Annotated in this window: 15 protein-coding genes and 1 pseudogene; 8 read left to right on the forward strand and 8 right to left on the reverse strand. The window is 71.3% G+C overall.

The annotated features are described in order from the left end of the window. The first annotated feature begins 1199 nt into the window (after window positions 1-1199). The 5 genes from R3E98_19810 (at window position 1200) to R3E98_19830 (ending at window position 8251) form a co-directional block, all read left to right on the forward strand. Complete coding sequence (locus R3E98_19810; protein MEZ4425651.1) at window positions 1200-2276, forward strand: serine hydrolase; 1077 nt, start codon at window positions 1200-1202, stop codon at window positions 2274-2276. An 80-nt stretch (window positions 2277-2356) separates the two neighbouring features. Next, on the forward strand, window positions 2357-2698 hold the full coding sequence (locus tag R3E98_19815; GenBank protein ID MEZ4425652.1) for a PadR family transcriptional regulator: 342 nt from the start codon (window positions 2357-2359) through the stop codon (window positions 2696-2698). Then, window positions 2695-5436 (forward strand): ADOP family duplicated permease, encoded by a 2742-nt coding sequence (locus R3E98_19820; protein MEZ4425653.1) that lies wholly within the window; start codon window positions 2695-2697, stop codon window positions 5434-5436. Before R3E98_19815 ends, R3E98_19820 begins: the two co-directional genes overlap by 4 nt. Window positions 5437-5850: 414 nt before the next feature. Then, entirely contained in the window at window positions 5851-7254 is a 1404-nt protein-coding gene (locus tag R3E98_19825) for an ABC transporter permease (GenBank protein MEZ4425654.1), read from the forward strand. Next, complete coding sequence (locus R3E98_19830) at window positions 7169-8251, forward strand: FtsX-like permease family protein (GenBank protein MEZ4425655.1); 1083 nt, start codon at window positions 7169-7171, stop codon at window positions 8249-8251. Before R3E98_19825 ends, R3E98_19830 begins: the two co-directional genes overlap by 86 nt. Window positions 8252-8381: 130 nt before the next feature. On the opposite strand, the pseudogene katG reads toward R3E98_19830, so the two are convergent. Next, a pseudogene (katG, locus tag R3E98_19835) lies at window positions 8382-10566 on the reverse strand (catalase/peroxidase HPI). Between the two features lie 228 nt (window positions 10567-10794). Then, window positions 10795-12033, reverse strand: coding sequence for a hypothetical protein (locus R3E98_19840; protein MEZ4425656.1), 1239 nt, complete (start codon window positions 12031-12033; stop codon window positions 10795-10797). Window positions 12034-12211: 178 nt separating this feature from the next. Here R3E98_19840 and R3E98_19845 point away from each other — a divergent pair, with 178 nt between their 5' ends. After that, on the forward strand, window positions 12212-13318 hold the full coding sequence (locus tag R3E98_19845) for an alpha/beta fold hydrolase (protein MEZ4425657.1): 1107 nt from the start codon (window positions 12212-12214) through the stop codon (window positions 13316-13318). Between the two features lie 167 nt (window positions 13319-13485). Further along, window positions 13486-14517: a hypothetical protein gene (locus R3E98_19850; GenBank protein ID MEZ4425658.1), complete on the forward strand. Its 1032-nt coding sequence runs from the start codon at window positions 13486-13488 to the stop codon at window positions 14515-14517. A gap of 39 nt (window positions 14518-14556) precedes the next feature. Here R3E98_19850 and R3E98_19855 read toward each other — a convergent pair whose 3' ends face one another. Together R3E98_19855 and R3E98_19860 are read right to left on the reverse strand one after the other, a co-directional pair. Further along, window positions 14557-16665, reverse strand: a complete 2109-nt coding sequence (locus R3E98_19855; GenBank protein MEZ4425659.1) for a hypothetical protein — start codon at window positions 16663-16665, stop codon at window positions 14557-14559. Between the two features lie 172 nt (window positions 16666-16837). Then, window positions 16838-17998 (reverse strand): alpha/beta hydrolase, encoded by a 1161-nt coding sequence (locus R3E98_19860; GenBank protein MEZ4425660.1) that lies wholly within the window; start codon window positions 17996-17998, stop codon window positions 16838-16840. A gap of 82 nt (window positions 17999-18080) precedes the next feature. Here R3E98_19860 and R3E98_19865 point away from each other — a divergent pair, with 82 nt between their 5' ends. Next, on the forward strand, window positions 18081-18779 hold the full coding sequence (locus R3E98_19865; GenBank protein ID MEZ4425661.1) for a TetR/AcrR family transcriptional regulator: 699 nt from the start codon (window positions 18081-18083) through the stop codon (window positions 18777-18779). A gap of 24 nt (window positions 18780-18803) precedes the next feature. On the opposite strand, the gene R3E98_19870 is transcribed toward R3E98_19865, so the two are convergent. The 4 genes from R3E98_19870 to R3E98_19885 form a co-directional block, all read right to left on the reverse strand. After that, window positions 18804-19577: a hypothetical protein gene (locus R3E98_19870; GenBank protein MEZ4425662.1), complete on the reverse strand. Its 774-nt coding sequence runs from the start codon at window positions 19575-19577 to the stop codon at window positions 18804-18806. A 157-nt stretch (window positions 19578-19734) separates the two neighbouring features. Further along, window positions 19735-20430, reverse strand: coding sequence for a hypothetical protein (locus R3E98_19875; protein ID MEZ4425663.1), 696 nt, complete (start codon window positions 20428-20430; stop codon window positions 19735-19737). Between the two features lie 145 nt (window positions 20431-20575). Next, window positions 20576-23332 (reverse strand): serine/threonine-protein kinase, encoded by a 2757-nt coding sequence (locus tag R3E98_19880; GenBank protein ID MEZ4425664.1) that lies wholly within the window; start codon window positions 23330-23332, stop codon window positions 20576-20578. After that, a complete protein-coding gene (locus R3E98_19885; GenBank protein ID MEZ4425665.1) occupies window positions 23329-24012 on the reverse strand; it encodes an ECF-type sigma factor in 684 nt (227 codons plus the stop codon). Before R3E98_19885 ends, R3E98_19880 begins: the two co-directional genes overlap by 4 nt. Between the last annotated feature and the right edge of the window lie 240 nt (window positions 24013-24252).

The following is a 24252-nucleotide window of genomic DNA, read 5'->3' on the forward strand; positions in this document are numbered from 1 at the left end:
CCTCACGAACCTGGAGATCCTCGACCCGGTTCGGGGGCGGGTTCTCGGGGCTCCACGCCCCGGGGAGGGCCGGAAGATCGTTCAGTACCTCTCCCCTGAGTCCGCCCAGCCGCGTTCCGTCCTGTCCCCAGACCTCGAGGTCCAGGCGGTAACGCGGCATCGAGAAAACGACTCCGGACTCATCGACTGCCACGTGCCTTTGCAGATCGAAGTCCGTCGAGTCCTTGCCCCGACCTCTACACCGAACGAGCGGACTGTGATGCCCCTATCCAGGATATGAAGGGGAGTTGCTGACCTTCGGAGGTCCCGACTGCAGCGGCGACCCCGATCTGGCCCTCCGGGCGGGGCAGAGCGTCGAGAACGTGCCGTGAACGGGGAATCTGAGAAGCACGCCGTCGTCGGTGAACACCGACTGGCGCTGATGGCCCAGTCCAGGACGTGCACGCGGCCCGCCGCCTCAACGAACACCGGCCCGGGAATGGGGCGCGGAACTCGCCGGGGCTGACCTTCTTGACCGGCTGTCCGCGGGATGCCGGCCTCATCCATGAGGTACCGGTCAGTCCGATCCGGTCGACCGGTCGCGTCACGATCACCATCCGGTTTCCTCCAGGAACGGGTTCGGTGCCATGGAGAGGTCCGAGTCCTCGACCGTGAACCGGGGGCGGACGACCAGGCAATCCGAGCAGGGGTGTTCACGGCTCACGACTGCGTCGAAGCCATCCGGTGCCCGTGTGAACGCAGGCTGATGGACACCGCCTGGCGGTTCTGTGCAGGAGGCTGCGCGGCTCCGGCGAGGAGTAGTCTCCCGAACACGCGGTGCCGCGTCTCCCCGCGTCCCGGGGCCCGTTGTGCACGTGTTACGGGGGTGATCGCCTGCGGCATGTGGCCACCTCGTGGAGCAAGGACGCGATCCGCCTCGGGTGAATTCAACGCGGAATGTTACGGCCGGCCCGGATGGCCAGGCGTCTCGTTTCGGCTCACCGACTCCAGGCGGGCGGGGCGCCCCGCGTGCGCACACGCCCCGCCTTCGACCACACCTAGGCGGATGCGTATAGCTCCCTGCGGGCAATCCGCCCGTGGGAGCCGAGCCCCGCCCCGCCTCCCCGCCGCGTACGGTGTGCGCCCCCCTCATCCAGTCCGTCCGTCGGCGTCCATCTCGCCTGAGCACGCCCAGGCCCCCGACGAGGGGACCGTGGGGTGTGCTCCTCTTCGCGTGCGCCCTCACCGCCGTCGCCTGCGGGGACGGGCCCACCGGCGCGCCGGCCACGGCGGCCATCGATCTGGTTGAGCCCTGGGTCCGGGCGTCGCCCGCCGTGCTGGCGATCGACGAAGGAGCCCTGGAGGCAGCGGGCCGCCAGGCCGAGCGCATCGAGCGGCTCCGGGCGCTCGTGGTGATCCGCCACGGGCGCCTCGCGTACGAGCGGTACTTCCACGGCTGGGACGCGGAGACGCTGGCCGACGTGCGTTCCGTCACCAAGAGCGTGGTGTCCACGCTCGTGGGGTTGGCGGTGCGGGACGGGCACATCGAGAGCATCGATCAGCCCATCACGGACTACCTGCGGGCACCGCGCTTTCCCGTCCGTCCGGAGCACGAGGCCATCACCATCCGGCACCTGCTCACGATGACCGGTGGCTTCGAGTGGAGCGAGGCCACCGTGGATCTCTACAACGAGTGGGTGCTGTCGCCGGACCAGGTGGCCAACATCCTGGACCGGGCCCTCGTCACCACGCCGGGGTCCACGTTCCTCTACAACACCGGGGCCGTGCACCTTCTCGGCGTGCTGCTGGAAGAGGCCACCGGGATGGATCTCGAGACCTACGCGCAGCAGACGCTGTTCCGCCCCATCGGCATCTCCCGCGCAGTCTGGGAGCCGGGCACGGGAGGCTTCGTGAACGGGGGCGCGGGACTGGATCTCGCGCCGCGGGACATGGCCCGCTTCGGCCAGCTCGCGCTGCAGAACGGCTGGTCCGGGGAGCACGCCGTGGTCCCCGAGGCGTGGCTGGCCGAGGCGACCGCGCCCTGGTTCTCGTGGACCAGCCCTGCGGGTCCGATCGAGCACGTGACCTACGGATACCTCTGGTGGGTGGACCGCGATCATGACGCGTTCTTCGCCTGGGGGCACGGCGGCCAGTTCGTCTACGTCGTGCCCCGACTCGACCTCGTCGTGGTGACGGCCACGGAGTACCGCGGCGCGGCCCAGGACATCGGGATCGCGGCCCTCCATGCCCTCGTCCTGGACCTCATCGTCCACGGGATCGTGGGCGCGATGCGCTGACCTGCGCCGCCGGGAGTGGCGCCCATCGCCGTGAAGTGATATATACCCTTCACTGAAGTGTATATCACAGGAGGACCGGCATGGGACGCTCGCTGGGCGAGCTCGAGCAGCTGATCCTGTTCGCGGTCGTCGACCTCGGGGACGACGCGTACGGTGCGGCCATCGGGCGCTCGATCGAGGAGCGCACCGGACGTCGCATCTCCGCCGGCGCCATCTACACGGCGCTGGACCGTTTGATCACGCGCGGCTTCGTGCGGGCACGCGTCGGGGAGCCCACTCCACGGCGAGGTGGCCGTCGGAAGAAGCTGTACCGCCTCGAGCCCGAGGGCGCGCTGGAGCTCCGGCGTTCGACGCGCACGCTGCAGGACATGGCGGAGGGTCTCCTACCCAAGCTGGACTCCCTGGTCGGCGACTCGGCATGAACCAGCCCGGGCTGCCGGCTCCCGAGCGCTGGCTCCTGCGGTGGGCGCTGCGCGGGGAAGGCAGCGAGTTCCTGCTGGGCGATCTCCTGGAGCGCTATCAGGACGATCTGGACCGGGACCTCCCAGCGGGCTCGGCGCGCCGGCGCCTCCGACGGGAAGCCCTGGGAGCGGTGTGGGCATGGTGGCGTCCGCGAGCCGTGCGCGCGCGCCTGGACGGACGGGAACAGGGGCTGGGGGACGGGTTCTCGCAGCCGCGACGGACCGCATCGGGGAGGTGGAGCGTGGGGGGATGGCGGCAGGATCTGTCGATGGCGTGGCGTGGTGTGCTCCGCCGCCCGCGCTTCGCGTGGGGAGTGGCGCTCACGCTCGGCGTGGGGATCGGCGCGACCACCACCATCTACAGCGTGGTGGACGGGGTGCTCCTCCGCCCGCTCCCCTACGCGGAGCCCGGACGGATCGTGGCCGTGGGTGCAACGTTCCCCGGCCGCGAGTGGGAAGAGGGGCGTGCCGACCTCCAACATCTGGCGGGCATCTCCCTCGCCAACCTGGAGGACTTCCGGCAGCGTACGCGCACCATCGAGCCGCTCGCCGCGATCGAGCGCACGAGCCTGCTGCTTCCTGACCTGGGCGAGGGGCCCGAGATCGTCCCGGCGGCCGAGGTCGAGAGCGCCTTCTTCTCGGTGCTCGGGGTGCGGCCGGCGCTCGGCCGTACGTTTGCGTCCGACGAGCAGGGGATGGCCGCCGCCGGCGTGGTCATGCTCTCCTGGGCGGCGTGGCAGTCGCGCTTCGGCGCCGATCCGTCGGTCGTGGGCCGTCCGCTGGAGCGCTTCGGCGGCACCCTCACCGTCGTGGGCGTGCTGCCGGCGGACTTCCAACCGCCGGAGACGTTCTTCGGGACCACGCCCGAGTTCTGGTTGCCGCTCCGTTCCGACCATCCCCGGTACGCCGAGCGTGGCCGACGCAGCCTGGCGGTCGTCGGTCGCTTGCGTCCGGGCGCGACGCTCGACGCGGCGCGCGAGGAGGGGCGCACGGTGGCTGCGGCCCTCGCCCGCACGTACCCGGAGGGCAACGTCTACCCGGACGGCACCCATCTGGGCATCGGCGTCAACGCACTGCTCGACGAGACCGTCGGCACGTCGGCGCGTACGCTGCGTATGTTCCTGATCGCGGCCGCGTTGCTGCTGGCGCTCTCCGCCCTGAATGCGGCCACCCTTCTGCTGGCGCGCGCACTGGAGCGGGTCCGGGAGCTGGATATCCGCAGTGCCCTGGGGTCCGGGCGCTGGCGGTTGATGCGCCTGCTGTTGGGGGAGGCCGGGCTTCTGGCCTTCCTCGGGGGCGCCGTCGGCGTCGGCTGCGCCTACGCGGGTGTCGCCGTATTCTCCCGCTACGCTCCGGACTCCATTCCCCGGCTGCAGGATGTCGCTGTCGATGGCCGCATCCTGGCGGTGGCACTCCTGCTCGCCGTCGGCGCCGGGCTCGCGGCCGGGCTGCTGCCCGCGTTGCGGCTGTCCAGTCCCGAACGGGATCGCCTGGGCAACCTGCGCGCACGGGGACGGCACCACGGCGCTGCGCGCATGCGCTCCGTGCTCGTGGGTGGACAGATGGCCGTGGCCATGGTGCTGGTCTCGAGTGCCGCGCTGCTCTTCACGTCCTTCCTGCGACTGCGCGCGAACGATCCGGGGTTCGAGGCCGAGCACCTCGTGACCCTGGACGTCCCCCTCAAGCGCCCGGGCGCACCCGACGGCCCCCCTTGGCAGGACTGGGACCGGCTGCTGGCCGAGCTGGCGTCCGTGCCCGGCGTGGTCGCGGTGGCCGGCACCAGCGACGCCCCGTTCCGCTCCCCGTCGTGGGCGCCGCGGCTGCTGCTGCCGGGCGACGCCGAGGATGTCCGTCGCGAAGGCATCGCCGGCTACGCGGTGACGCCCGGATACTTCAGCACGCTGCACACCGACGTGATCCAGGGGCGCGACTTCCGCGACAGTGACGGCCCGGACGGCGAACCGGTGGCGGTGGTCAACGCCGCCTTCGTCCGGAGCGAGTTGGATGGACGCGAGCCCCTGGGCCTGCCCGTGCGACTTCTCGACGGCGACAGCGACCGGACGGTGCGGATCGTGGGTGTGGTGGAGGACGTGATCCAGACGAGCACCGACGAGGGACCGCGGGCGGCGCTGTACGTCCCCCATCGCCAGGTCGCCTGGACCTCCATGGAGGCGCTGATCCGCACCGAGGTGCCGCCTGCGGTCGTCGCGTCGGGGCTGCGCGACGCGGCGCGGCGGTTCAACCCCGTCCTCCCGTCCGGCGCCGTGCGCCCGATGGACGAGCGCATGGCGGCGACGCGCGTTGCGCCCCGGTTCCACGCGCTCCTGATCGGCGGATTCGGATCCGTGGCGGCGTTGCTCGCCGCGCTCGGCCTCTACGGCGCGCTCGCTCAGGCCGTCGGAGAGCGGCGCGCGGAGCTCGGCGTGCGCATGGCCTTGGGGGCGGAACCGCGCGCGGTCCTGCGCCTCGTGCTTCGTCGGGGTTTCGTGGTGGCTGTCTGGGGACTCGCGACCGGCCTGCTGTTCAGCCTGGCGACGGGACGGGTGCTGGCGTCCTTCCTGTACGCCGTCCGTCCCGGCGATCCGTGGCTGCTCGCCGGCACGGGCCTCGTGCTGTTGGCGGCCGCGCTGCTGGCGAGTTGGCTGCCGGCCCGCCGGGCCACGACGCTGGATCTGGTGCGGGTGCTGCGGGCGGACTGAGGATCACGGGAGGAGGACCGGCATGGGACGCGCGCTGGGGGAGCTGGAGCATCCGATCCTGTTCGAGGAGCGCCCCCTCCCGCAGCCGGATGCCCTGACCGGGGACGTGGCGTGAGCACGCCACGGCTGCCCGCCCCCGAGCGCTGGGTCCTCCGTTGGACGTTGCGCGGCGAAGAGGGCGAATTCCTCCAGGGCGACGTGCTGGAGCGCTACGCCGACGACAAGGAGAGCGGTCGGTCCGCGCTGTCTGCGCGGTGGCGCCTGCAGCGGGAGGTCGCGGCGGCGGTGTGGGCGTGGTGGAATCCTCGCGCGGTCGGCAGGCGCCGACGCGCCGAAGAGCAGGGGGGGCCGGAGAGGGGATCTTCGCGGCCGGGTGTCATCCGAATGGGGAGGTGGGGTACCGTGGAATCCTGGATGAGGGACTTCAAGCACGCGGCGCGCAGCCTGGCCCGCGCACCGATGTTCGCAGCGGTGACGGTGGGCACCCTGGCGCTCGCGATCGGCGCGAACTCCGCGATCTTCAGCGTGGTCGAGGCCGTGTTGCTCGATCCGCTCCCGTTCCCCGAGGCCGAGCGGCTGGTGTCCATCGGGGGAACCGCTCCGGGAACGAATATGCCCGACGATCTGGGCGTCCCGGACGAGCTGTACCTGGAGTACGCGAGCGCGGTACCGGCCCTGGAGGATCTCGGCCTGTATGGCACGGGGTCGTCGACGACGCGTGTGGACGGCCGCATCGAGCAGCTCTTCCTCACCCAGGCCACGCCTTCGTTCTTCACGACCCTGGGTGCCCAGCCTCTCCAGGGCCGCCTGCCCACGGCCGACGACGACGCGAACGTCGTCGTGCTGAGCCACTGGTTGTGGCAGGAGTGGTTCGGGTCCGATCCGGAGGTGATCGGCCGCAGCTACGAGTTCGCACAGCAGACGCGTACCGTCATCGGCGTCCTGCCGCCGGACTTCCGCTTCCCGGACGAGCGCACCGCGTTCTGGGTGCCCCTCGTGATCCGCGCTGCCGAGGTGAGCCCCAGGCTTCGGACCAGACCTGGTGGCGCGGTTGGCCCCGGGGTGGAGCAGGAGGCACTCCTGGCGCAGCTCGCTCCGCTGCCGCAGCGCGTGCAGGAGGACTGGGCGGTCCCCGATATGAGCGGGCGTGGCGCAGTACCGGGCGGTCGTGACGCCGCTCGCGCGATCACCTGGTCGACGCGTGTCGACGCCCCTGTGGATCCTGCTGGGGACGGTCGCACTGGTCTTCCTGATCGCCTGCACCAGCATGGCCGCCCTGTTCGCAATGCGCGGAGAGCCGGAGGCGAGGACTTCGCGGTGCGCCATGCGCTGGGCGCCCGACGCGCCGGTCACGTCCCGGACCGGATGGCCGAGGCGGTCCTGCTGGCCACGGCCGGCGGCATCGGCGGAGCACTCCTCGCCTGGGCCGCCGTTCCCTCTGTGGTCCGGGCCGCGCCGGACGGTCGCCGGTGGATTCCAGGCGCACCGATCCCCGGGCTGGCGGAGGCGGGAGTTGATCTCGCGACCCTGGCCTTCACCGCGGCGATCTCCGTCCTCGCGGCGGTGGCCTTCGATGCTCCCCTCCGTGCGCTTCTCGGGCGTCGGCTTGCTGGGCGACCTGCGACGGGCGGGACGGGGTGGGGCGGGCTTCGCTCCGGATCACCGGAACGTGCTCGTGGTGCTGCAGACCGCGTCCGCACGCTGGTGTTGCTCTGTCGGCTCGGCATTGCTCGTGCGCAGCTTCCAGCGACTGAGCAACGTGGACGTGGGCTTCGATACGGAGGACATCTTCACGTTCCAGGTGGCGGTGACGCGTGAAGACCTGCGCAACCGTGCTGCGATGTCGCAGTTCCAGTACACGTTCATGGATCGCCTCGCAGCTTTGCCGGGCGTGGTCCGTGGGATTCATCGACCCTGCCCCTGGACGAGGGCGCGGCGTCCGCGGCCGTCACAGCCTCCACAGATCGAGGCCAGCGGAGCAGAGCCGCCGCGCGTGCGCAATGCCGGCGCCGGAGGCGCCTATTTCCAGACGATGGGCATCGAGCTCCTGCAAGGCCGCTTCTTCGATCGTCTGGAAGAGCAGCAGGGCGCGCCCAACGTGATCATCAGCCAGGCAGCCGCCGAGCTGCTGTTCCCGGGCCGCGATGCCCTGGATCAACAGCTCCGTCCCGCGGACGCTCCGGACACCTGGTTCACGGTCGTCGGCGTGGTCGAAGACACGCGGGTGGACGACTTCCGCCAACCTCCGCAGCCGATGGTCTACCTGCCGGGGGTGTCTCCGTCGCCGGCCTACGTGATGAAGACGGCGCGCGCGAACCAGATCGGACCCGAGGTGCGGGCCATCATCGCCGAGATGATCCCGGACTCACCCATGTACCGGGTCTTCACCATGGAGACACTGGCCGCCAACACGATGGCCAGCCTGTCGTTCACCATGATGCTGCTGGTCCTGGCGGCGGCGCTGGCCACCGTGCTGGGGGCGGTGGGCATCTACGGTGTGCTCTCCTACGTGGTCGCCCAACGCAAGCGCGAGATGGCGGTGCGTCTGGCGCTGGGCGCCGAGCCTACGGGCCTCCGACGCATGGTGGTCTACCAGGGCGGCCGCGTGGCCCTGATCGGTGTGGCCGTGGGCCTGGTCGTGGCGTTCGGTGCCACGCGGTTCCTGGGCGCGCTGCTCTTCGGTGTGGAGGCGCTGGACCTCTCCACCTTCGCGCTCATGGCCAGCGTGATGCTGGGCGTCGCGCTGCTGGCGAGCTATGTACCGGCGCGGCGCGCCTCGTCCGTGGATCCGATGGAGTCGCTGGGCGTGGAGTGAGACCGGGGCGCCCGTGCTGCGCCTCCGTGTCCTTCCGGCTGGATCGCGAAGAGGGGGTGTCCCGTGACCGGGACACCCCCTCGTGCCGTGCACCCGAAGCCGGTTCGCGGATCCGGACGGGGTGGACCTCCTACCGCTTCAGGTCGAAGCGATCCAGCTCCATCACCTTGGCCCAGGCAGCCGCGAAGGCGCGCACGAAATGCTCCTGCGCATCACGGCAGCCGTACGCCTCCGCCAGCGCCCGCAGCTCGGAGTTGGAGCCGAACACCAGGTCGACGCGCGTGCCCGTCCGCCCAGGCTCGCCCGTAGCGCGGTCGCGGCCTTCGAAGAGTTTCTCCTCGTCTGAGGTAGGCGTCCACTTCGTGCCCATGTCCAGCAGGTTCACGAAGAAGTCGTTCGTGAGCGCACCGAGCTGGCCGGTGGAGTACCGTGGGAGCCGCCCACGTTGGCGTTCAAGACGCGCAGGCCTCCCACCAGCACCGTCATCTCCGGCGCGCTGAGCGTCAGCAGCTGCGCCTTGTCCACGAGCAGCTCCTCCGGGGAGAACGTGTAGTCGGCCTTGACGTAGTTGCGGAAGCCATCCGCGATGGGCTCAACGGCGAACGAGTCGACGTCCGTCTGCTCCTCGAGGCATCCGTCCGTCGGGGTGAACCGTACCTGGACGTCGACGCCGCCGGCCTTGGCGGCCTGCTCCACCGCAGCGGAGCCCGCCAGCACGATGAGGTCGGCGAGGGAGATGCGCGTTCACCGCTCTGCGCGGCATTGAAGGACCTGCGGAGGCGTCCAGTTTCTCCGCTTGCCTTGGCCAGCTGTGTGGCTGATTCCTCCCAGTCCTTCTGGGGGCGCCAGGCGGATGCGGGCGCCGTTGGCGCCGCCCGCTTGTCCGATCCGCGGAACGTCGACGCCGAAGCCCACGCGGTCGCGACCAACCGAGATGGAGAGGCAGAGTCGAGCACCGCTTTCAACCGCGATGTCAGACTCGTCCACCAGGGGATGGTCGACATCCGGCACGGATCCTGCCAGAGCAGTTCCTCCTGCGGCACCAGCGGGCCCAGGTAGCGGGGTAGGCCGCCAGTGCGTGAGCTTGTACCAGGCGCGAGCGAACGCGTCCGCGGACTCTGCCAGGTTGTTGTGGAAGCGTTCCGGCGATGGGGCGGTAGATGGGATCTCTTCCCGGAGCGAGAGATCCGTGGTGGCCATCATGGGGGCGTGACGCTTCGCGGGTCGTGGGCGTCCGGCACCGTCGTAGCGGCGGCCGGATCCGTCGGCGTCCACTGCCGGGCGCCCGCCGGGCTCTTCGTGAGCTCCCACTCGTAGCCGAACAGCGTGTCGAAGTACGTGTTGTCCCACTGCGTGGGCGTCGGCGTCCAGGCCCCTTCGAGGCCGCTGGTGGTGGTGTCGCCGCCCAGGCCGGTGCCGTGACGGTTCAGCCAGCCCAGCCCCTGCTCCGCCAGGGTGGCGCCCTCGGGCTCGGGGCCCATCAGTGCGGGGTCACCGGCGCCGTGGCATTTCCCGAAGGTGTGACCGCCTGCGATCAGCGCGACGGTCTCCTCGTCGTTCATGGCCATGCGCGCGAACGTCTCGCGGATGTCGATCGCGGCGGCGAGCGGATCGGGCTTCCCGTTGGGGCCTTCGGGATTGACGTAGATCAGCCCCATCTGTACCGCGGCCAACGGGTTCTCGAGCGCCCGTTCGCCGGAGTAGCGCTTGTCGCCGAGCCACTCGGTCTCTGCGCCCCAGTAGATGTCCGCCTCGGGCTCCCAGATGTCCTCGCGTCCGCCGGCGAAGCCGAAGGTTTCGAAGCCCATCGATTCGAGCGCGACGTTGCCGGCCAGGATCATCAGGTCGGCCCAGGAGATGCTGCGCCCGTACTTCTGCTTGATGGGCCACAGCAGGCGCCGCGCCTTGTCCAGGTTGCCGTTGTCCGGCCAGCTGTTCAGCGGCGCGAACCGTTGCGTGCCGGAGGACGCGCCGCCCCGGCCGTCGCCGATGCGGTAGGTGCCGGCGCTGTGCCACGCCATGCGGATGAACAGAGGCCCGTAGTGACCGTAGTCCGCGGGCCACCAGGGCTGCGAGTCCGTCATCAGCGCGTGGAGATCCTTGCGGATCGCGTCGAGGTCCAGCGTCGAGAACGCCTCGGCGTAGTCGAAGTCCGGACCCATGGGATCACGACGTGGCGAGTTCTGGTGCAGAACGCCCAGGTTCAGCTGGTTGGGCCACCAATCGCGGTTGGAGGTGCCCCCCGTCCGCATGTGCACGGGGGTGCCATGCGCGACCGGGCACTTTCCGACGTTTTCAGCGGTGCTTCCTTCCATGACCTGCTCCGTCTCCGGCTGTCTCCAATGAACGTGCGAGCGGGCGCCGGAAGGAACCCGCGAAGGCGCGGGTGGTTTCACGGATCCGAGCGGATCGGGCCTTAGTTGGGGCGAAAAGGCCGTCGTCGCGGAGGAAACGGCATTGCGGCGTCGAAGCGGCCGGGCGCGGGGGTGGCGTCGGTCCCGCGAGGGGCGAGGATCGTCCGATGCTCGATACGCGCTGTGGGCTCAGCAGCCCGCTCCCCGCAACCGGTAGCGGACGACGTGATCCACCTCCAGCTCGTCCTGTTGCACCCCCCAGACTTCGTCACAGGTGATGTGCGTGATCGTCAGCCCGGTGGGAACGTCCACGGAGCCCAGCAGGAACCCGTCCTCCCGGAAGACCCACCACCGGCCCCCAGACCCCTCCACGGACCACGAACGCACCCAGAGTCGTCCTTGCTCGTCCGCGACGAACGCGTCGAACGCGGGCGCGAACTCCGGACGGGGCGAGAGGGCCTGCCAGTCCTCGGTCTGCTTCCGCATCTCCGCGTTGTCGGCGTCCTCCACCGCGCGCGCGAAGAGGGCGCGCGCCATCGTCTCCGTCACGGGCACCTGAAGCTGCGGCGCGCGCACGACGCGACGGAGGGCGCCGCTCTCGATGTCGCGGAGCCTCAGCTCGAAGCGATCGCTCTCCGAGGTCCACGCGGAGCGTCCGGCCACTGCGAAATGGTTGGCCCGGGCGAACATGGTGGGTCGTCTCCAGATGGAGACCCGGTTGGCGGCGATCTCCAGGTGGACGACGGTCTCGAGACCCGGCAGCACGTCGAGCGTGTCGACGGGCGTGCCCTCCACGTCGAACAGCGTGAGGACGGTGGTGTCGCGGACGAGGCTCGCGCCGGGGGAAGGCGGTGTGGCGCCTTCCGACACCAGCCGCGACTGCCCCACGAAGCGCCCGTCCGGCAGGAACGCTCCGTCCGAGACGCGGGCGCGCATCTCGGCCAGTGTCGTGATGCGTCCGAGCGTCCCGTCCGGCGCGAAGCGGGTGATGCGGCGCGGCTGCGGATCGAACACCGCGAGCGTGTCCCCGGGCAGTAGCCCCAGGCGGACCGGGGACTGGAACTCTCCCGGTCCCTCGCCTTTGGCCCCGAGGGTGGCTCGCCACGACCCGTCCGCCGCGAAGAGCCGGATCTCCGCGGCTTGGCGGTCCAGCACCGCGACGCCGCCGTCCGGGAGGGGCCGGACGTCGCTCACCGAGGCGAACTGCTCCGCCGTGGCGCCCGCGAGGGATCCAAGGCGGAGCTCCGGCACCGTATCGACCGTGGCGAAGACCGGCAGTGCATCCGCTGCCGTGGTGTGAACCACGATCTCGACGCCCGCGCTGTCCGTGCGTTCGGCGGATGACGTCGCGGAGGCCGGCTCGCCCGCACCGCACGCGAGCGCACCCAGCAGCGGGAGGACCGATGTGGAGCGGTGGGGGAAGGTCACGTGGGGCCGCCTGCGTGGAGCGGAGGCTCCGACCGGAGCGGACCGCTCAATGTACGAAGAGTTTCGTATACGGTACGAGCTGCGGCGCTCCGTGTCGAGGATCGCGCGGCCGTGTGGAGGCCAGGCGGGCACGCGGTGACTGGCGGGCGCCCGGCCCCGGCGCCAGGTTCACGCGATGATGCCTCGTTCGCCAACCCGTCCTGCCCCGTGGGCCCGCACCCTCGTCGGTTGGATCACGCTCGTCTCCGGGGCCACCGTCCCGCTCCACGCCCAGCAGACCTGGCCCGACCCGGTCGAGGGCGACTTCGTGATCCGCGACTTCGTCTTCGATGACGGCGCCCGGATGGATCTCTCGCAGCACTACCGGACGCTGGGCACACCGCGCCGCAACGCGCAGGGCCGCGTGGAGAACGCCGTGCTGGTCATGCACGGCACCACCGGTACCGGCGGTGGCTTCCTGTCGGCGCGCTTCGCCGGGGAGCTGTTCGCACCGGGCAAGCTGCTCGATGCGCGCGAGTACTACATCGTCCTGCCGGACGGCATCGGGCACGGACGATCGAGCAAGCCGTCGGACGGCATGCACGCCCGCTTCCCCAAGTACACCTACGACGACATGGTCCGCGCGCAGCATGCGCTGCTCACCGAGCACCTGGGCGTGGACCACCTGCGTCTGGTGATGGGCACGTCGATGGGTGGCATGCACACCTGGGTGTGGGGCTACACCTACCCGGACTTCATGGACGCCCTGATGCCGCTCGCGAGCCTCCCGGTCGAGATCGCCGGGCGCAACCGGATCCAGCGCGCCATGATCCTGCGCTCCATCATGGACGATCCGGCCTGGAAGGGAGGGGACTACACCGAGCAGCCGCCCGGGCTCACCCCGGCCATCCACGCCCTGATGTTCATGGTGTCGAGCCCGCTGCAGTGGCAGAAGGACGCGCCCACCCGCGAGGAGGCGGAGGCCATGATGGCCCAGATGGTCGAGCGCTACCGGCGCAGCCTGGACGCCAACGACATGATCTACGCCTTCGATGCCTCCCGCTTCTACGATCCATCTCCCCACCTGGAGCGGATCGAGGCGCCGCTGCTGGCCATCAACTCCGCCGACGACCAGGTCAATCCACCGGAGCTCGGCATCCTCGAGCGCGAGATCCGGCGGGTGCCGAACGGCCGCGCCATCGTGCTGCCGATCACCGATGAGACGCGCGGGCACGGGACGCATTCGATCCCGTCCATCTGGGGTGGCTACCTGGCCGAGCTGCTGGAGCGGGCTCCTCACCGCTGACGCCAGCGGTCGCGCGCCGTCCTGGTCCGCCCGGGGAGCGGAACGCTCCATTCCGATCGGCTGCGCTGTCGCGGATCTGCCACCTGCCGAGGCGTCCGCTCAACTTCCGCGCTCCTGCGCCGATGCTCCCGTGAAGGGGTGTGCACCTTACGCGGGTGGAGCGACGCATGGACATCCAGAGCGCAGTGGCCGGGCCGTGGACCCGGATGGGGATCGAGCCTTCGGGATCGGCACCGGCCCGGAGCGGAGGGCGGTGCTGCGAGCACCGCTGTGCCGATCCGGCGGTGGGAGCGGGGCCCGCCGAGCCCAGCGGGGCGGCCGCGGCGCTGAGCTATCGCCGCTCGGAGCGCTTCTCGCTGATCATCCAGACGCAGGAGGGCGACCTGGTGCGGCTGAGCTTCAAGACCCGCGAAGCGGTCGACCTGGCCGCGGGGCAGGTGGAGGCGGGGGGCCAGAGCGCGGGCAGCGTGACGCTCACCGCCCGCAGCAACTCCAGGCTCTCCATGACCGTGGAGGGGAACCTGTCGGCAGACGAGCTCGCCGCCATCCAGGACACGTTCGATCAGGCCGCGGCGCTCGCCGAGGAGTTCTTCGCCGGCAACGTGCAGGGCGCGTTCGACGGCGCCTCGGCGCTGCAGATCGATGCAGAGCAGCTGGCCCGGGTGAGCATGAAGGCGGGCCTGAAGGAGAAGGTCACATACGCGGCCATCTCGTTCGGGTCCCAGCCGGCTGCTTCGCTGCCGCCGGCGCAGGCCGCGCCTGCGGCTCCGCCTTCGGATCCCGAGCCGGCTCCCGTCTCATCGGCGCCGCCCCCGGCCGCTGCGCCTGCGCCTGCACCTGAAGTCGAGGAGCCGGCGGACCCGGTCGCGACGCCCGCAGCGACGACGGGTCCCGCCGAGGGCGGGGCGACTGCGGCGGGTGAGGAATCCGGGGAGGGAACCGAGCCCCGGCCCTCGTCCGAACCGCTCCGCATCATCGGCGGATTCCTGGGCCGCCTCGCCGAGAGCTTCGGTGGCGGCTTCGGAGATGCCGAAGGGGGCGTGCTGGGCTTCTCGCTCAAGGTCCGGATCTTCGAGTCCACGCTCGTCACGCTCTCCGAGGTGCGTGCCCCCGAGCAGGACGCGCTCCCCGCGCTGGTGCCCGAGACCCTGGAGGCCGTGGCGGAGCAGTCCCGGCCGCCGTTGGACCGGGTGGCGTAGCCGACGCGCATCTCTCCCACCTGTCCGATCGGCTTCCGCTCAGACGATCTGCTTCCAGGCCAGCTCGGCCAGTCTCGCCGCCATGGCCGGCACGTCGAACGGATTGACCTGGCCCAGGCTGTGGCGCTGCCCACCCAGGATCACGTAGACCGAGACGCTTCCGCTCTGGTGCAGGATCTCCATTCCGACGGACTGCACGAGAGGCGCGTTCACGAGACCGGCCTTCGCCTTCTCGAAGAGCTCCTTGCCGGGAACGGTGTCGTAGATCTGCTGCATCTGCAGCTTGAGGTCCGACGTCTCCTTGATGTACTTCACATGGTCCGCGGCCTGCAGCAGCTGGGCGGCCTGCGCGTCCGTAAGCACGCGCACCGACACCGTGACCGTCTTGACGGTGATGCCCAGCACTTTGTGACGGTAGGTGATCGTCATGATCTTGCGTGCCGCCACGCGCCGCAGGGTGTCTTCGATGGCTTTGCGGGTGGCGGCGTTGTCCTGGATCTGCCGGGCCGCCGCCTTGAGGGCGTCCAGCTCACGGAAGTACGTGTCGCGCTGGGCGTACACCGCATTGCGCAGCGACGAGTAGTAGACGGTTCCGCTGTGCGAGGACAGCCGGCTGGAGATCTGGCGGTTGATCTCCGCCTTGGCGTAGTCGACCATGCCAGGGATCTGGGTCCGCAGACCGCGCAGGCTGAGCTCGATCTCGTAGTCGCCCGTGGCCTTCTGCAGGTCGTTCCAGGCCTTCTCGGCGCTCGCGATCTCGTCCGAGATGCGGGCCTGCACGTCGGCCGTCATCAGGTCCACCAGCGCCGTGGGTGGCTTGATGTCCAGCGAGGTCGCCCGGTTGGTGATGCCCCCCGAGACCTCGAAGGTCTGGGTGCCGGCCACCAAGCCCCCCGTCAACCCGATCGAATCCGGCGACATGCTGAAGCGTCCCGTGTAGGCGGCCGTACCGAACGGGAACTGCCACCCATACTGACCCTCCAGGCTGATCCCGAACGCGCCGGTCGACTGCACGAATCCCTCCACGTCCAGGCTGCTGGCGGGCTTGACCGGCAGGAACGTGGGCCACCAGGAGAAGTCGGCCGTCTCACCGCGAACGTAGGCGTGGGCGCCGAGGCCGTTCTGCAGGCTGGCCGAGCCGAACACACCGCCGCTGGCCCGGCCCAGCGGGATCTCCAGGCCCACGAAGTCCTTGAAGAAGAGGTCGAGCTGGGCTTCACCGTTGTAGCCGGCCTGATAGCTGCGGCTCACGTCGGTCGCGAACGGATCGGCGAGTGCGAGATGCACTTCACTGGTCTCGTTGTCGACCATCTGCCCGGACACCGCGATCACCTTGTAGAGGGTGAAGCTGCCCGTGCGCGTGTTCTGCCCATCGAACGTGCCGAGACCGTTGACGGGCAGGTCCGGCACGAACGGGATACGGCCGTGGAAGGAACGACCGATGCCGGCATCTCCGATCAGGTCCTGGGCGCCGTACACGTAGTACATCGGGTCGGTGTAGTCGACGATCATCAGGATCTCGCCTCCGATGGGCGCGCGCACCACCAGCGGCTTGGTGGCGTTGGCGCCGGTCTCGCCCGTGGCGATCCGCATCTCGAAGGCGGCCTTGATCCGGTAGACGAAGTAGTCGGTGTCGTCCTGGAGGCGGATGGGGAGCTCGCGCTCCCGGTTGAGGAAGGCGCCCGAGAAGAGCCCGATGTCCGCTTCCAGGGGCTCGGCGAACTGGATCCGGTCGCTCGGCGGCGGGACCTTGGCCGTTCCCGAGACGGCGACCACCCGACCGGATTCGTCGTAGCGCAGGCTCATGCTGGCGTCGACGAACTCGACCGTGTGGCCTTGCGTGGTCAGCGAGAGTCCACCGTTGACCGAGAGACCGTCAGCCGTCTCGGTGACGGCACCCGTCGCCTTCACCCCTTCCTTGCCGAAGCTGTTCTGGCTCGAGCCTGCGCCCGTGCTGGTCGTAGGCGGGGGAGGCGGGGGCGGCGGGGGCTGGGTCGGAGGGTTGGTGACGCCGGGCTCCGGGGTCGACGGCCCGACCGGATCGAGGTCGCCGCCGCAGGCGCTCAGGGCCACGCACGCCGCCAGCAGGCCAGGCAGCAGAGGACGGGCCCGTCCTCGGGGGGCGGTGCGGGTGCGGGGTGGGCGCATCGGTTCCTCCAGGGTCTTCCCGATCCAGGTGTCGGGGGCTCATCCTGAAAGGCGGCATCCAGGCCGGCGCGCCCTCATGGGAGGCAGCAGCCGAGCGCCCGGTAGCCTCGCCGAGGCGGATTCCGGGGACCGATCGGCGCCGGAGCGGACCACGGGCCCGTGTCGCACCGCATCATCGGTCGACCCCTGGGCTCCGACCCGCAGCGCGGCCCCCTGCACCACCGAAGCGATCGCCGATCCAACGCGAGATCGCGCGCAAGGCGCGAGGCGAGAACGTCTCCTCCAGGGTCGCGTACTCCGCCATCCCACCGACCCGCGCCGTCTGGAAGACGTGGTTCAGACCGGACAGCTCGGTCACCTGGAAGTCGGGGTTGCCGCCGCGCTCCAGGGCCGCCGCGATCGCCGGGAGATTCTGCGCGGGCAGGTTCGTGCGGTCCCGGCTGCCCGTGAGCGCCAGCACCGGGACGCGCACGCGCTCCAGGACCGCTCCGCCGTCCAGCGTCACCTGATCGTGGTACCACGGACCCGCGAAGAGCGCCGTGCGCGCAGCGGGATCCTGAGGGAGGAAGGGATCGCCGCGCCCGGCCTCTTGGGCCATGGCGCTCAGCCGCGCGTGGAGCGCCGGCCGGTCGCGACGCAGCGCCTCGATCCCGACGCCGCCGACCTCGCGCACGATCGCCACCAGCGAATCGAAGCGAGCCAGCGCCGGTCCCACGACGTCCGCCGGAACGCCCGCCTGCCGGGCCTGGGACTCGAGGCGCGCACCGATCACGGCGGCCCCCTCCACACCCACGCCTCCCAACAGCACGACGAACGAGACGGCCTCGGGCGCGGCGGCCGCCGCCAGCGCACCGACCACCGAGCCCTCGCTGTTGCCGATGACGCCCACAGCCCCCACGCCCGGCTCGCGGGCCAGGGCGGCGACCATGGCGCGCGCGTCGAGCGCGAGGTCCTCCAGGGAGCTGTCCGTCAGGCTGCCGGAGGATCCGCCGACGCCGCGGTCGTCGCAGCGCAGCGTGGCCATGCCCTGGCGGGTGAGGTGGTCCGCGAGCACCAGGAAGGGCTTGTGGCCCGAGTGGGTCTGGTCCCGGTCGTTGGGGCCGGCCACCGTGAGCAGGACCGCGCCCGGCGCCGCCGCGGCGTCCATCGGGCGCGTGAGCGTGCACGCCAGACGGGCCCCCTGTCCCTCCACCGTGCGCTCCTCCACCGTGTAGGGGAACGGGGGGACGGGCGTCTGGGCGCGCAGGCCCGAGCGGGGCTGCGGGGCCGGCGGTTCCTGGGCCAGGGCGGGAAGGGTCGTCAGGGCCGCTGCCACGAGGGCCGGAAGGGCCACATGGACAGTTCGCGGGCGTGGGACGGGCATCGGCGGCGGTCCCGGGGTTGAAATTAGACCCAAAACACTATGATAGTCTAATATGAACGATATCCCGCCCACCAGGGAGGGGATCGGGCTGGACGCGTCCGGCGCCCCCGAGTCCCTCAACCCGCCCCGGCAGGCTCGGAGCCGGGCCACGCTCGAGCGCATCCTGACCGCGACCCGAACGCTCCTCGAGGAGCGCGAGTTCGCCGACATCACGGTCGACGACATCGTGCAGGGGGCGTCCTCGTCGAAGGGCTCGTTCTACCACCGCTTCGCCGACAAGGAGGCGCTCCTGGTCCATCTGCTCCGGGAGGAGCACGAGGCCGCGACACGCGCGTGGACCGAGACGCTGGCGGTCGAACGCTGGGAGGGGCGTGCAGCCCAGGATCTGCTGGACGCGTTCATCGACCACCTGCTCGGGATCTACAGCCGGCGCGCGCCGCTGATGCGGGCGTATGCGGGCTCGCTCTCGCTCGGCGCCGAGGAGGTCCGCGCCCTGTCGGGGCGGCTCAATCGGCATGTGCTCGCGCAGCTGCGCGCCGCGCTCGCCAGCACCGCGGATGGGGCGGCCCATCCGGATCCGGCGCGGGCCACCGCATTCGTCGTGACCGCGCTGCTGGCACTCATGCCTGCGCTGTTCCTCGGCGCGGACGCGGACCTGGTCCCGGAGCCGCTACCCCGGGACGTCCTGGAACAGGAAATCCGCCGCCTGGTGCGTCGGTATCTTCTACGAGGCGACGAGCACGGAGCTTGAGCGTGCGCCGCCCAGCCCCGGTCGTCAGCGGCCCCGGTCCAGGTCCACCCCGGTGACGCGCCGCACGCCGCCGTTCGCGAGCGGGGTCTCGCCGATCACCATGTAGGGCGAGCGGTCCGTGATGTACCACGTCGCGACCAGCGCACCGGTGGCGCGCACCCGCTCGACCACCTTACGGGCGTCGACGCGCGCGCCCTCCACGAGGACGGACTCCATTCCGTGCACCTCGAAGACCCGCACCTCGGTCGCGTCCATGCCCGGTGACCACACGGGCGCGGTCACGATCATCCCCTCCGCCAGCTCCATCGCCATCGGCACCAGGTCCGACGCACCGGCGAAATAGGCCGGGCGGTCCAACGTCCACTCGACCGGCTCGGGGGCGCCGCCCGGGCTCAGCGCGACACCGTGCACGCGCGTCCCGTCCACGCGCAAGCGGAGCGACGCGCCGTCACTCCCGGTCCGGAAGTACGTGAGCGGCTGCAGCGTACGCGCGTCGTAGGTCTGATGCAGCTCCCAGGTGCCGCCCTTGCCCTCGGCCTGCAGGCCCACTCCGCGCGTGATCCAACGCTGGACCGGGCGACCGGCCGAATCCCCGACGAGCAGCTCGTTGGTCCACGTCGTGACGGGGGGCGCATCCGGCGCGAGATAGACCCGGTTGCGCGCGAGATGCGCCGGAAAGATCCGGCCGTCGACCTCGGCCGCACCCACGTCCAGATGAACGGTGTCCGCTGGCATCGGCAGGGTTCCATCGATGGGCGTCAGGACCAGGAGGGCCGTCAACACCGCGGGGACCGACATGGAAGACCTCCAGCGCGGGAGGGAGGTGGAGACGATGCAGCCGGGACCCGACCGGGGCGACCCGAGGACCACGGGGAAGCGCCGTGACCGGGAGACGGCGACAGGCTCTTGGACAGCGGGAGCGCCGGGGAAGGTTGCTGGTCGGGGCGGCGGTCGGCTACCCCGACCCGACCGCCGCGGCCAGGTACCCCATCAGCAGAGCGGAGCCGACGATGTTGGACAGCGCGAGCCCGAGTCCCACCACGCGCACGGGGTGCAGGCCACGCTCGCTCTTCTGGAAGAGGCCCACCCAATCGAACAGGGCCGCAGGCACGGCGAGCACGGGGGCCCAGAGCCCCAGCAGGAACAGCGGTGCCAGCACCGGCTGCAGCGAGCCGTTCAACGGGTCGGTGACGAGGTACCACGCCAGCAGTCCGTAACCCGCGAGCATGAGCGCCGTCAGGGCGGTCGGCAGGTAGTGGAGGAGACGATTCCGGAAGAGGGCGGCGGGCACATACCCGGCCACCTTGTGGGGGAGGAGCAGACAGAGGGCCAGGGGGCTGAGAAGGGCAGCGGCGACCCAGCGCGTGCTCGAGACGCCGTGGAGCAGCGGGACGCCCTGGGGGTCGCGCAGGAGCAAGGGCAGCACGAGCAGCACCGGCGGTGTGACCGCCACCAGGAGGCCCCAGCGTCGGTGGTCCGGTCGACGGAGCAACGCCCACCCGCCGACCGTCATGCAGGCCAGGTGCAGCGGGGCGGAGAAGAACACCACCGGGAGCAGCTCCATCCCCGGGCGCGCGTCGAAGAGCACCGGGAAGACCCAGAGCGCACCCGCGAGCAACTCGAGCGCGAAGAGGACCTTGAGGAGTTTCATGGAAGCGCGGCCGCCTTGGTCCAGGAGGAACGACCCTCCCGGGGGCAAGGAGCATGCCCTGCAGCATGCGCGCGGCGCGGGTGAGCGGCCGGGAATGCCGAACGCCCGACGCCATCGGCCACCCGCTGGCGCCGCGGGTCGGCTCCTAGGGACCGCCGGTGCCGCGCAGCAGAGCCTCGACGCGTGCCTTCCATTCGCGGTTGGCGGTGACGTCTGCCTCGCCCGTCAGCAACGGCGTGGCCTCCTCCAAGGCCGTCCGGGCTGCCGCGGTGTCGCCCAACGCCGCGAGCGCCTCTGCGCGTCCCAGGTGCGGAGCGGGTGCGGACAGGGGATCCGCGTCCGGGGTCGCCGCCAGCGTGTGCGCCAGCGCTTCGAACAGCGGGAGCGCGTCCCGCGGTCGCCCGTCGGCCACCAGCGCCTGTCCCCAGGCTGCCGACGCGCGCAGCGTGCGTGCATCCGCATCGCCTTCCAGGCGTGTCCACATCTCGGCGGCGGCGCGGTGCGCCCGCACGCGCTCCGACGGATCCGTTGCCATCGCACCCAGACGGCCGAGGGTCGTGGCGAGCATGGGATGATCGTCGTACATGCGGTCGTAGACGTCCACCGCAGCGCGCACCTGCTCGAGCGCCTCCTCGCGCCGATCGGCGGACTGCCGCAGCGCGGCCTTCTGCAGATGCAGCCAGGCGCTGACCTCGTGGGCTCCGTCCGAGCGCGCAGAGGCGATCGCGAGGCCGCGGTCGAGCACACTGTCCGCCTGCGGCAGCGCCCCCGTGCGCCAGAGCGCACCGCCGTACGCTTCCATCGCGAAGGCGAGGCCCAGGTCGTCGGAGCCCAGCCGCTCGAAGCCGTCGACGAGCTGCTTGCCGATCTCCGCAGACCGCTCCCAGTCGCCGAGCCAGCCGTAGCGCACCGCGAGGTTGCGGCGGGCAGTCAGCGTGCGGCGATGGTACGGGCCGAGCGTCTCCTCCAGGATCGCCACCGCTTCGCGCAGGAGCTCCGCCGATTCCTCGTGCCGACCCTGGAGCCCGAGCACGTTGGCGAGGTTGTTGGCGGTGATCGCGATCCCGCGATCGTTCGCAGGCAGGGTTGCGCGCCGGATCTCCAGCGCCTCCCGCGCCATCGGCTCCGCCTCGTCCAGACGACCCTGGCTCATCAGGACGCCCGAGAGGTCGTTCAGCGTGCGCGAGAGCCCTGCGGAGTCCGCCTCCAGCGTACGCCAGACGGAGAGGGCCTCCGCCATCGACGCCTCGGCCTCGTCGAGCGCGTTGCGTTCGCGCAGGATCCAGCCCAGGAGCGTGAGCGAGCGGGCCAGGTCGGCGTCCGCTGCCCCTCCCGCGAGGGAGCGCCGTTCCTCCACGGCGCGACGCGCCCACCGCTCGGCGGGCTCCCACGCGCCCAGGCGCTCGTACCCGTCCGCGAGCACGTGCAGCATCTCCGCGCGCGTGGCGGGCTGACCGGCATAGGCGTCCTCCACCTGGGCGGCCTGACCGTCCAGCACCTGGCGCACGGTCACGGAGTCGCCGGCCAGTGCGTCGCCGCCGGAGGCTCCGAACGATTCGAGCAGGAATCCCTGGACGGCGAGCGCCCGGTCGCGCTCGGCGGCCACGCGCGCGGATTCTGTGCGGATCCGCTGGTTCTGCAGCAGCGTCACCAGCGCCGCGATCACCAGCGTGAGCGCCAGTGCCACGCCCACGAGCGTCGCTGCCCGGTTCCGGCGCACGAACTTGGACGTGCGGTAGAGCAGGGAGTCGGGCCGGGCCCGCACGGGGCGGCCCGTCAGCCAGCGCTCGAGATCGTCGGCGAGCGCGGCGGCCGAGACGTAGCGCTCCTCGGGAGCGAAGCGGAGCGCGCGCGCGACGATGTTGTCCAGGTCTCCCTGGAGCCGGCGGCGCAGTGCCGTAGGCTCGGTGCGGCGCTTGGCGCTGACGTCCTCCGGCGTGACCGTCTCCTGATCCCCGTCGGGGAGCTGACGGGTGGCGAAGCGACCGGCGGCCAGGCTCGGCGGCGGCGCGGGAGCGGGATCGGAAGCCAGCGCGCGCCCGCTCGCCTCCGCGGCGGAGAAGGGGCGGTGTCCACACAGGGACTCGTAGAGCAGCACACCGAGCGCGTAGACGTCGGTGGCGGTGCTGATGGGATCCCCCCGGATCTGCTCGGGGGCCGCGTATTCCGGCGTGGCCAGGCGGAACCCGGTCCGGGTCTCCTCCGGTGCGTCGGACGACAGGAGCTTGGCGATGCCGAAGTCGAGCAGCTTGGGCGCACCCTCCGCCGTCACCAGGATGTTCGAGGGTTTCAGGTCGCGGTGCACCACCAGGTTCCCGTGCGCGTGCTGCACGGCCAGGCAGACCTGGCGCATGAGCTCCACGCGCTCGCGGATCGACAGGACGCGGCGGTCGCAATAGCGGTCCAGCCGTTCGCCCTCGATGTGCTCCATGACGAAGAAGGCGCGACCATCGTCGGTGGTCCCACCCCCGAGGAAGCGCGCGATGCCGGGGTGGCCGAGCCCCGCCAGGATGGCGCGCTCGCGGGCGAAGCGCTCCGCGAAGCCGGCGGGCGCGCCCTGGCGCATGACCTTGATGGCCGCGTAGCGGCGGAAGTCCGCCTCCTCCTGGACGCCCAGGAAGACGTCGCCCATGCCGCCGCCGCCCAGCGGCCGCACCAGCCGGTACGGGCCGATGTGGGCATCGTCGGGAAGGGAGCGGGCCGCGTCCTGCACCCGCGCGACCGGTGTCTCGAGGAACCCGTCCGCGGCGTCCTCCGCGCGCAACAGCGCACGCACCCGCCGCTCCAGCTCCGGATCGCCCGCGCACGCCGAGTGCAGGAACGTCTCGCGTGTCTCTGGCGCCCGTTCGAGCGCACCGTGGAAGACCTCCTCGACGCGTTCCCAGGAGCGGGTATCGGTCACGGCGAGGTTCCGGAGCCGGAGGACGGCGTGGAGCCGGGTCTGCGGTGGAGCAGGCTGTCTGCGGAAGGCTCCTCCAGCGCCACGGACGGGCCGAGCGCATCCCGCAGCCACGCGCGCGCTGCGCGCCAGGCGCGTCGCACGGTGGCCTCGGAGAGCCCCATGGCCTCGGCGATCTCCTCGTGTCCGAGCCCCCCGAAGAATCGGTACTCCACGACGCGGGCTCCCCGCTCGTTGAAGCGCTCCAGCTCGCGCAGCGCGTCATCCAGCGCGAGCAGCTCCGTGGCCTGGCGGGCATCCATCACGGCGGTGGCATCCGAGAGCGGCACGTGCGCGGCACCTCCGCCGCGCTTGGCCGCGTTGCGGGCCTCCGCGTAGTTGATCAGGATGCGACGCATGGCCTGCGAGGCGATGGCGAAGAAGTGTGCCCGTCCCTGCCAACGCGTGCGCTCCTGGCCCACGAGGCGCACCCACGCCTCGTGCACGAGCGCCGTGGCGTTCAAGGTGTGGCCGTCGCGCTCCAGGCGCAGGCGAGCGCCCGCCACCTGCCGGAGCTCGTCGTAGACCTGCGGCAGCAGCGCGTCCCACGCGGCGCGATCCCCCCCGCTCGCCTGCGCCAGCAGGTGCGTGATGTCGCTCGACGGCCCTGCGGCGGACCGAGCGCTCGTATGGCTGTCGGACATGGGGACTCCCGGTGGAATCCCCAACCTTCCCCTGCTCTCGGTATGGGGCAAGGCGATGGGCACGGGTGCGCAGCCGGGTGGCGGGTGGGCGTGTGCCGGCGGGCTCCTCGGCCGACGATCGGAACGTCCTCCGCCCCAGACGCCGGATCCGGGTCCCGGATCGGTCACGACCGCTTCGCGACCCGGCCGTCCAGACCTGCGGCCCCCGACGGCGGGGCCCGTTCGGGCCCCGGCCCGTCC

Source organism: Gemmatimonadota bacterium (assembly GCA_041390125.1).
GTDB lineage: Bacteria > Gemmatimonadota > Gemmatimonadetes > Longimicrobiales > Gaopeijiaceae > JAGQIF01.

Excerpts from the sequence above, each read along its gene's own strand:
- R3E98_19815 (MEZ4425652.1), top strand. The coding sequence starts at position 2,357 with ATGGGACGCTCGCTGGGCGAGCTCGAGCAGCTGATCCTGTTCGCGGTC.
- R3E98_19820 (MEZ4425653.1), top strand. The coding sequence starts at position 2,695 with ATGAACCAGCCCGGGCTGCCGGCTCCCGAGCGCTGGCTCCTGCGGTGG.
- R3E98_19825 (MEZ4425654.1), top strand. The coding sequence starts at position 5,851 with ATGAGGGACTTCAAGCACGCGGCGCGCAGCCTGGCCCGCGCACCGATG.
- R3E98_19845 (MEZ4425657.1), top strand. The coding sequence starts at position 12,212 with ATGCCTCGTTCGCCAACCCGTCCTGCCCCGTGGGCCCGCACCCTCGTC.
- R3E98_19850 (MEZ4425658.1), top strand. The coding sequence starts at position 13,486 with ATGGACATCCAGAGCGCAGTGGCCGGGCCGTGGACCCGGATGGGGATC.
- R3E98_19855 (MEZ4425659.1), bottom strand. The coding sequence starts at position 16,665 with ATGCGCCCACCCCGCACCCGCACCGCCCCCCGAGGACGGGCCCGTCCT.
- R3E98_19865 (MEZ4425661.1), top strand. The coding sequence starts at position 18,081 with ATGAACGATATCCCGCCCACCAGGGAGGGGATCGGGCTGGACGCGTCC.
- R3E98_19870 (MEZ4425662.1), bottom strand. The coding sequence starts at position 19,577 with ATGTCGGTCCCCGCGGTGTTGACGGCCCTCCTGGTCCTGACGCCCATC.
- R3E98_19875 (MEZ4425663.1), bottom strand. The coding sequence starts at position 20,430 with ATGAAACTCCTCAAGGTCCTCTTCGCGCTCGAGTTGCTCGCGGGTGCG.
- R3E98_19885 (MEZ4425665.1), bottom strand. The coding sequence starts at position 24,012 with ATGTCCGACAGCCATACGAGCGCTCGGTCCGCCGCAGGGCCGTCGAGC.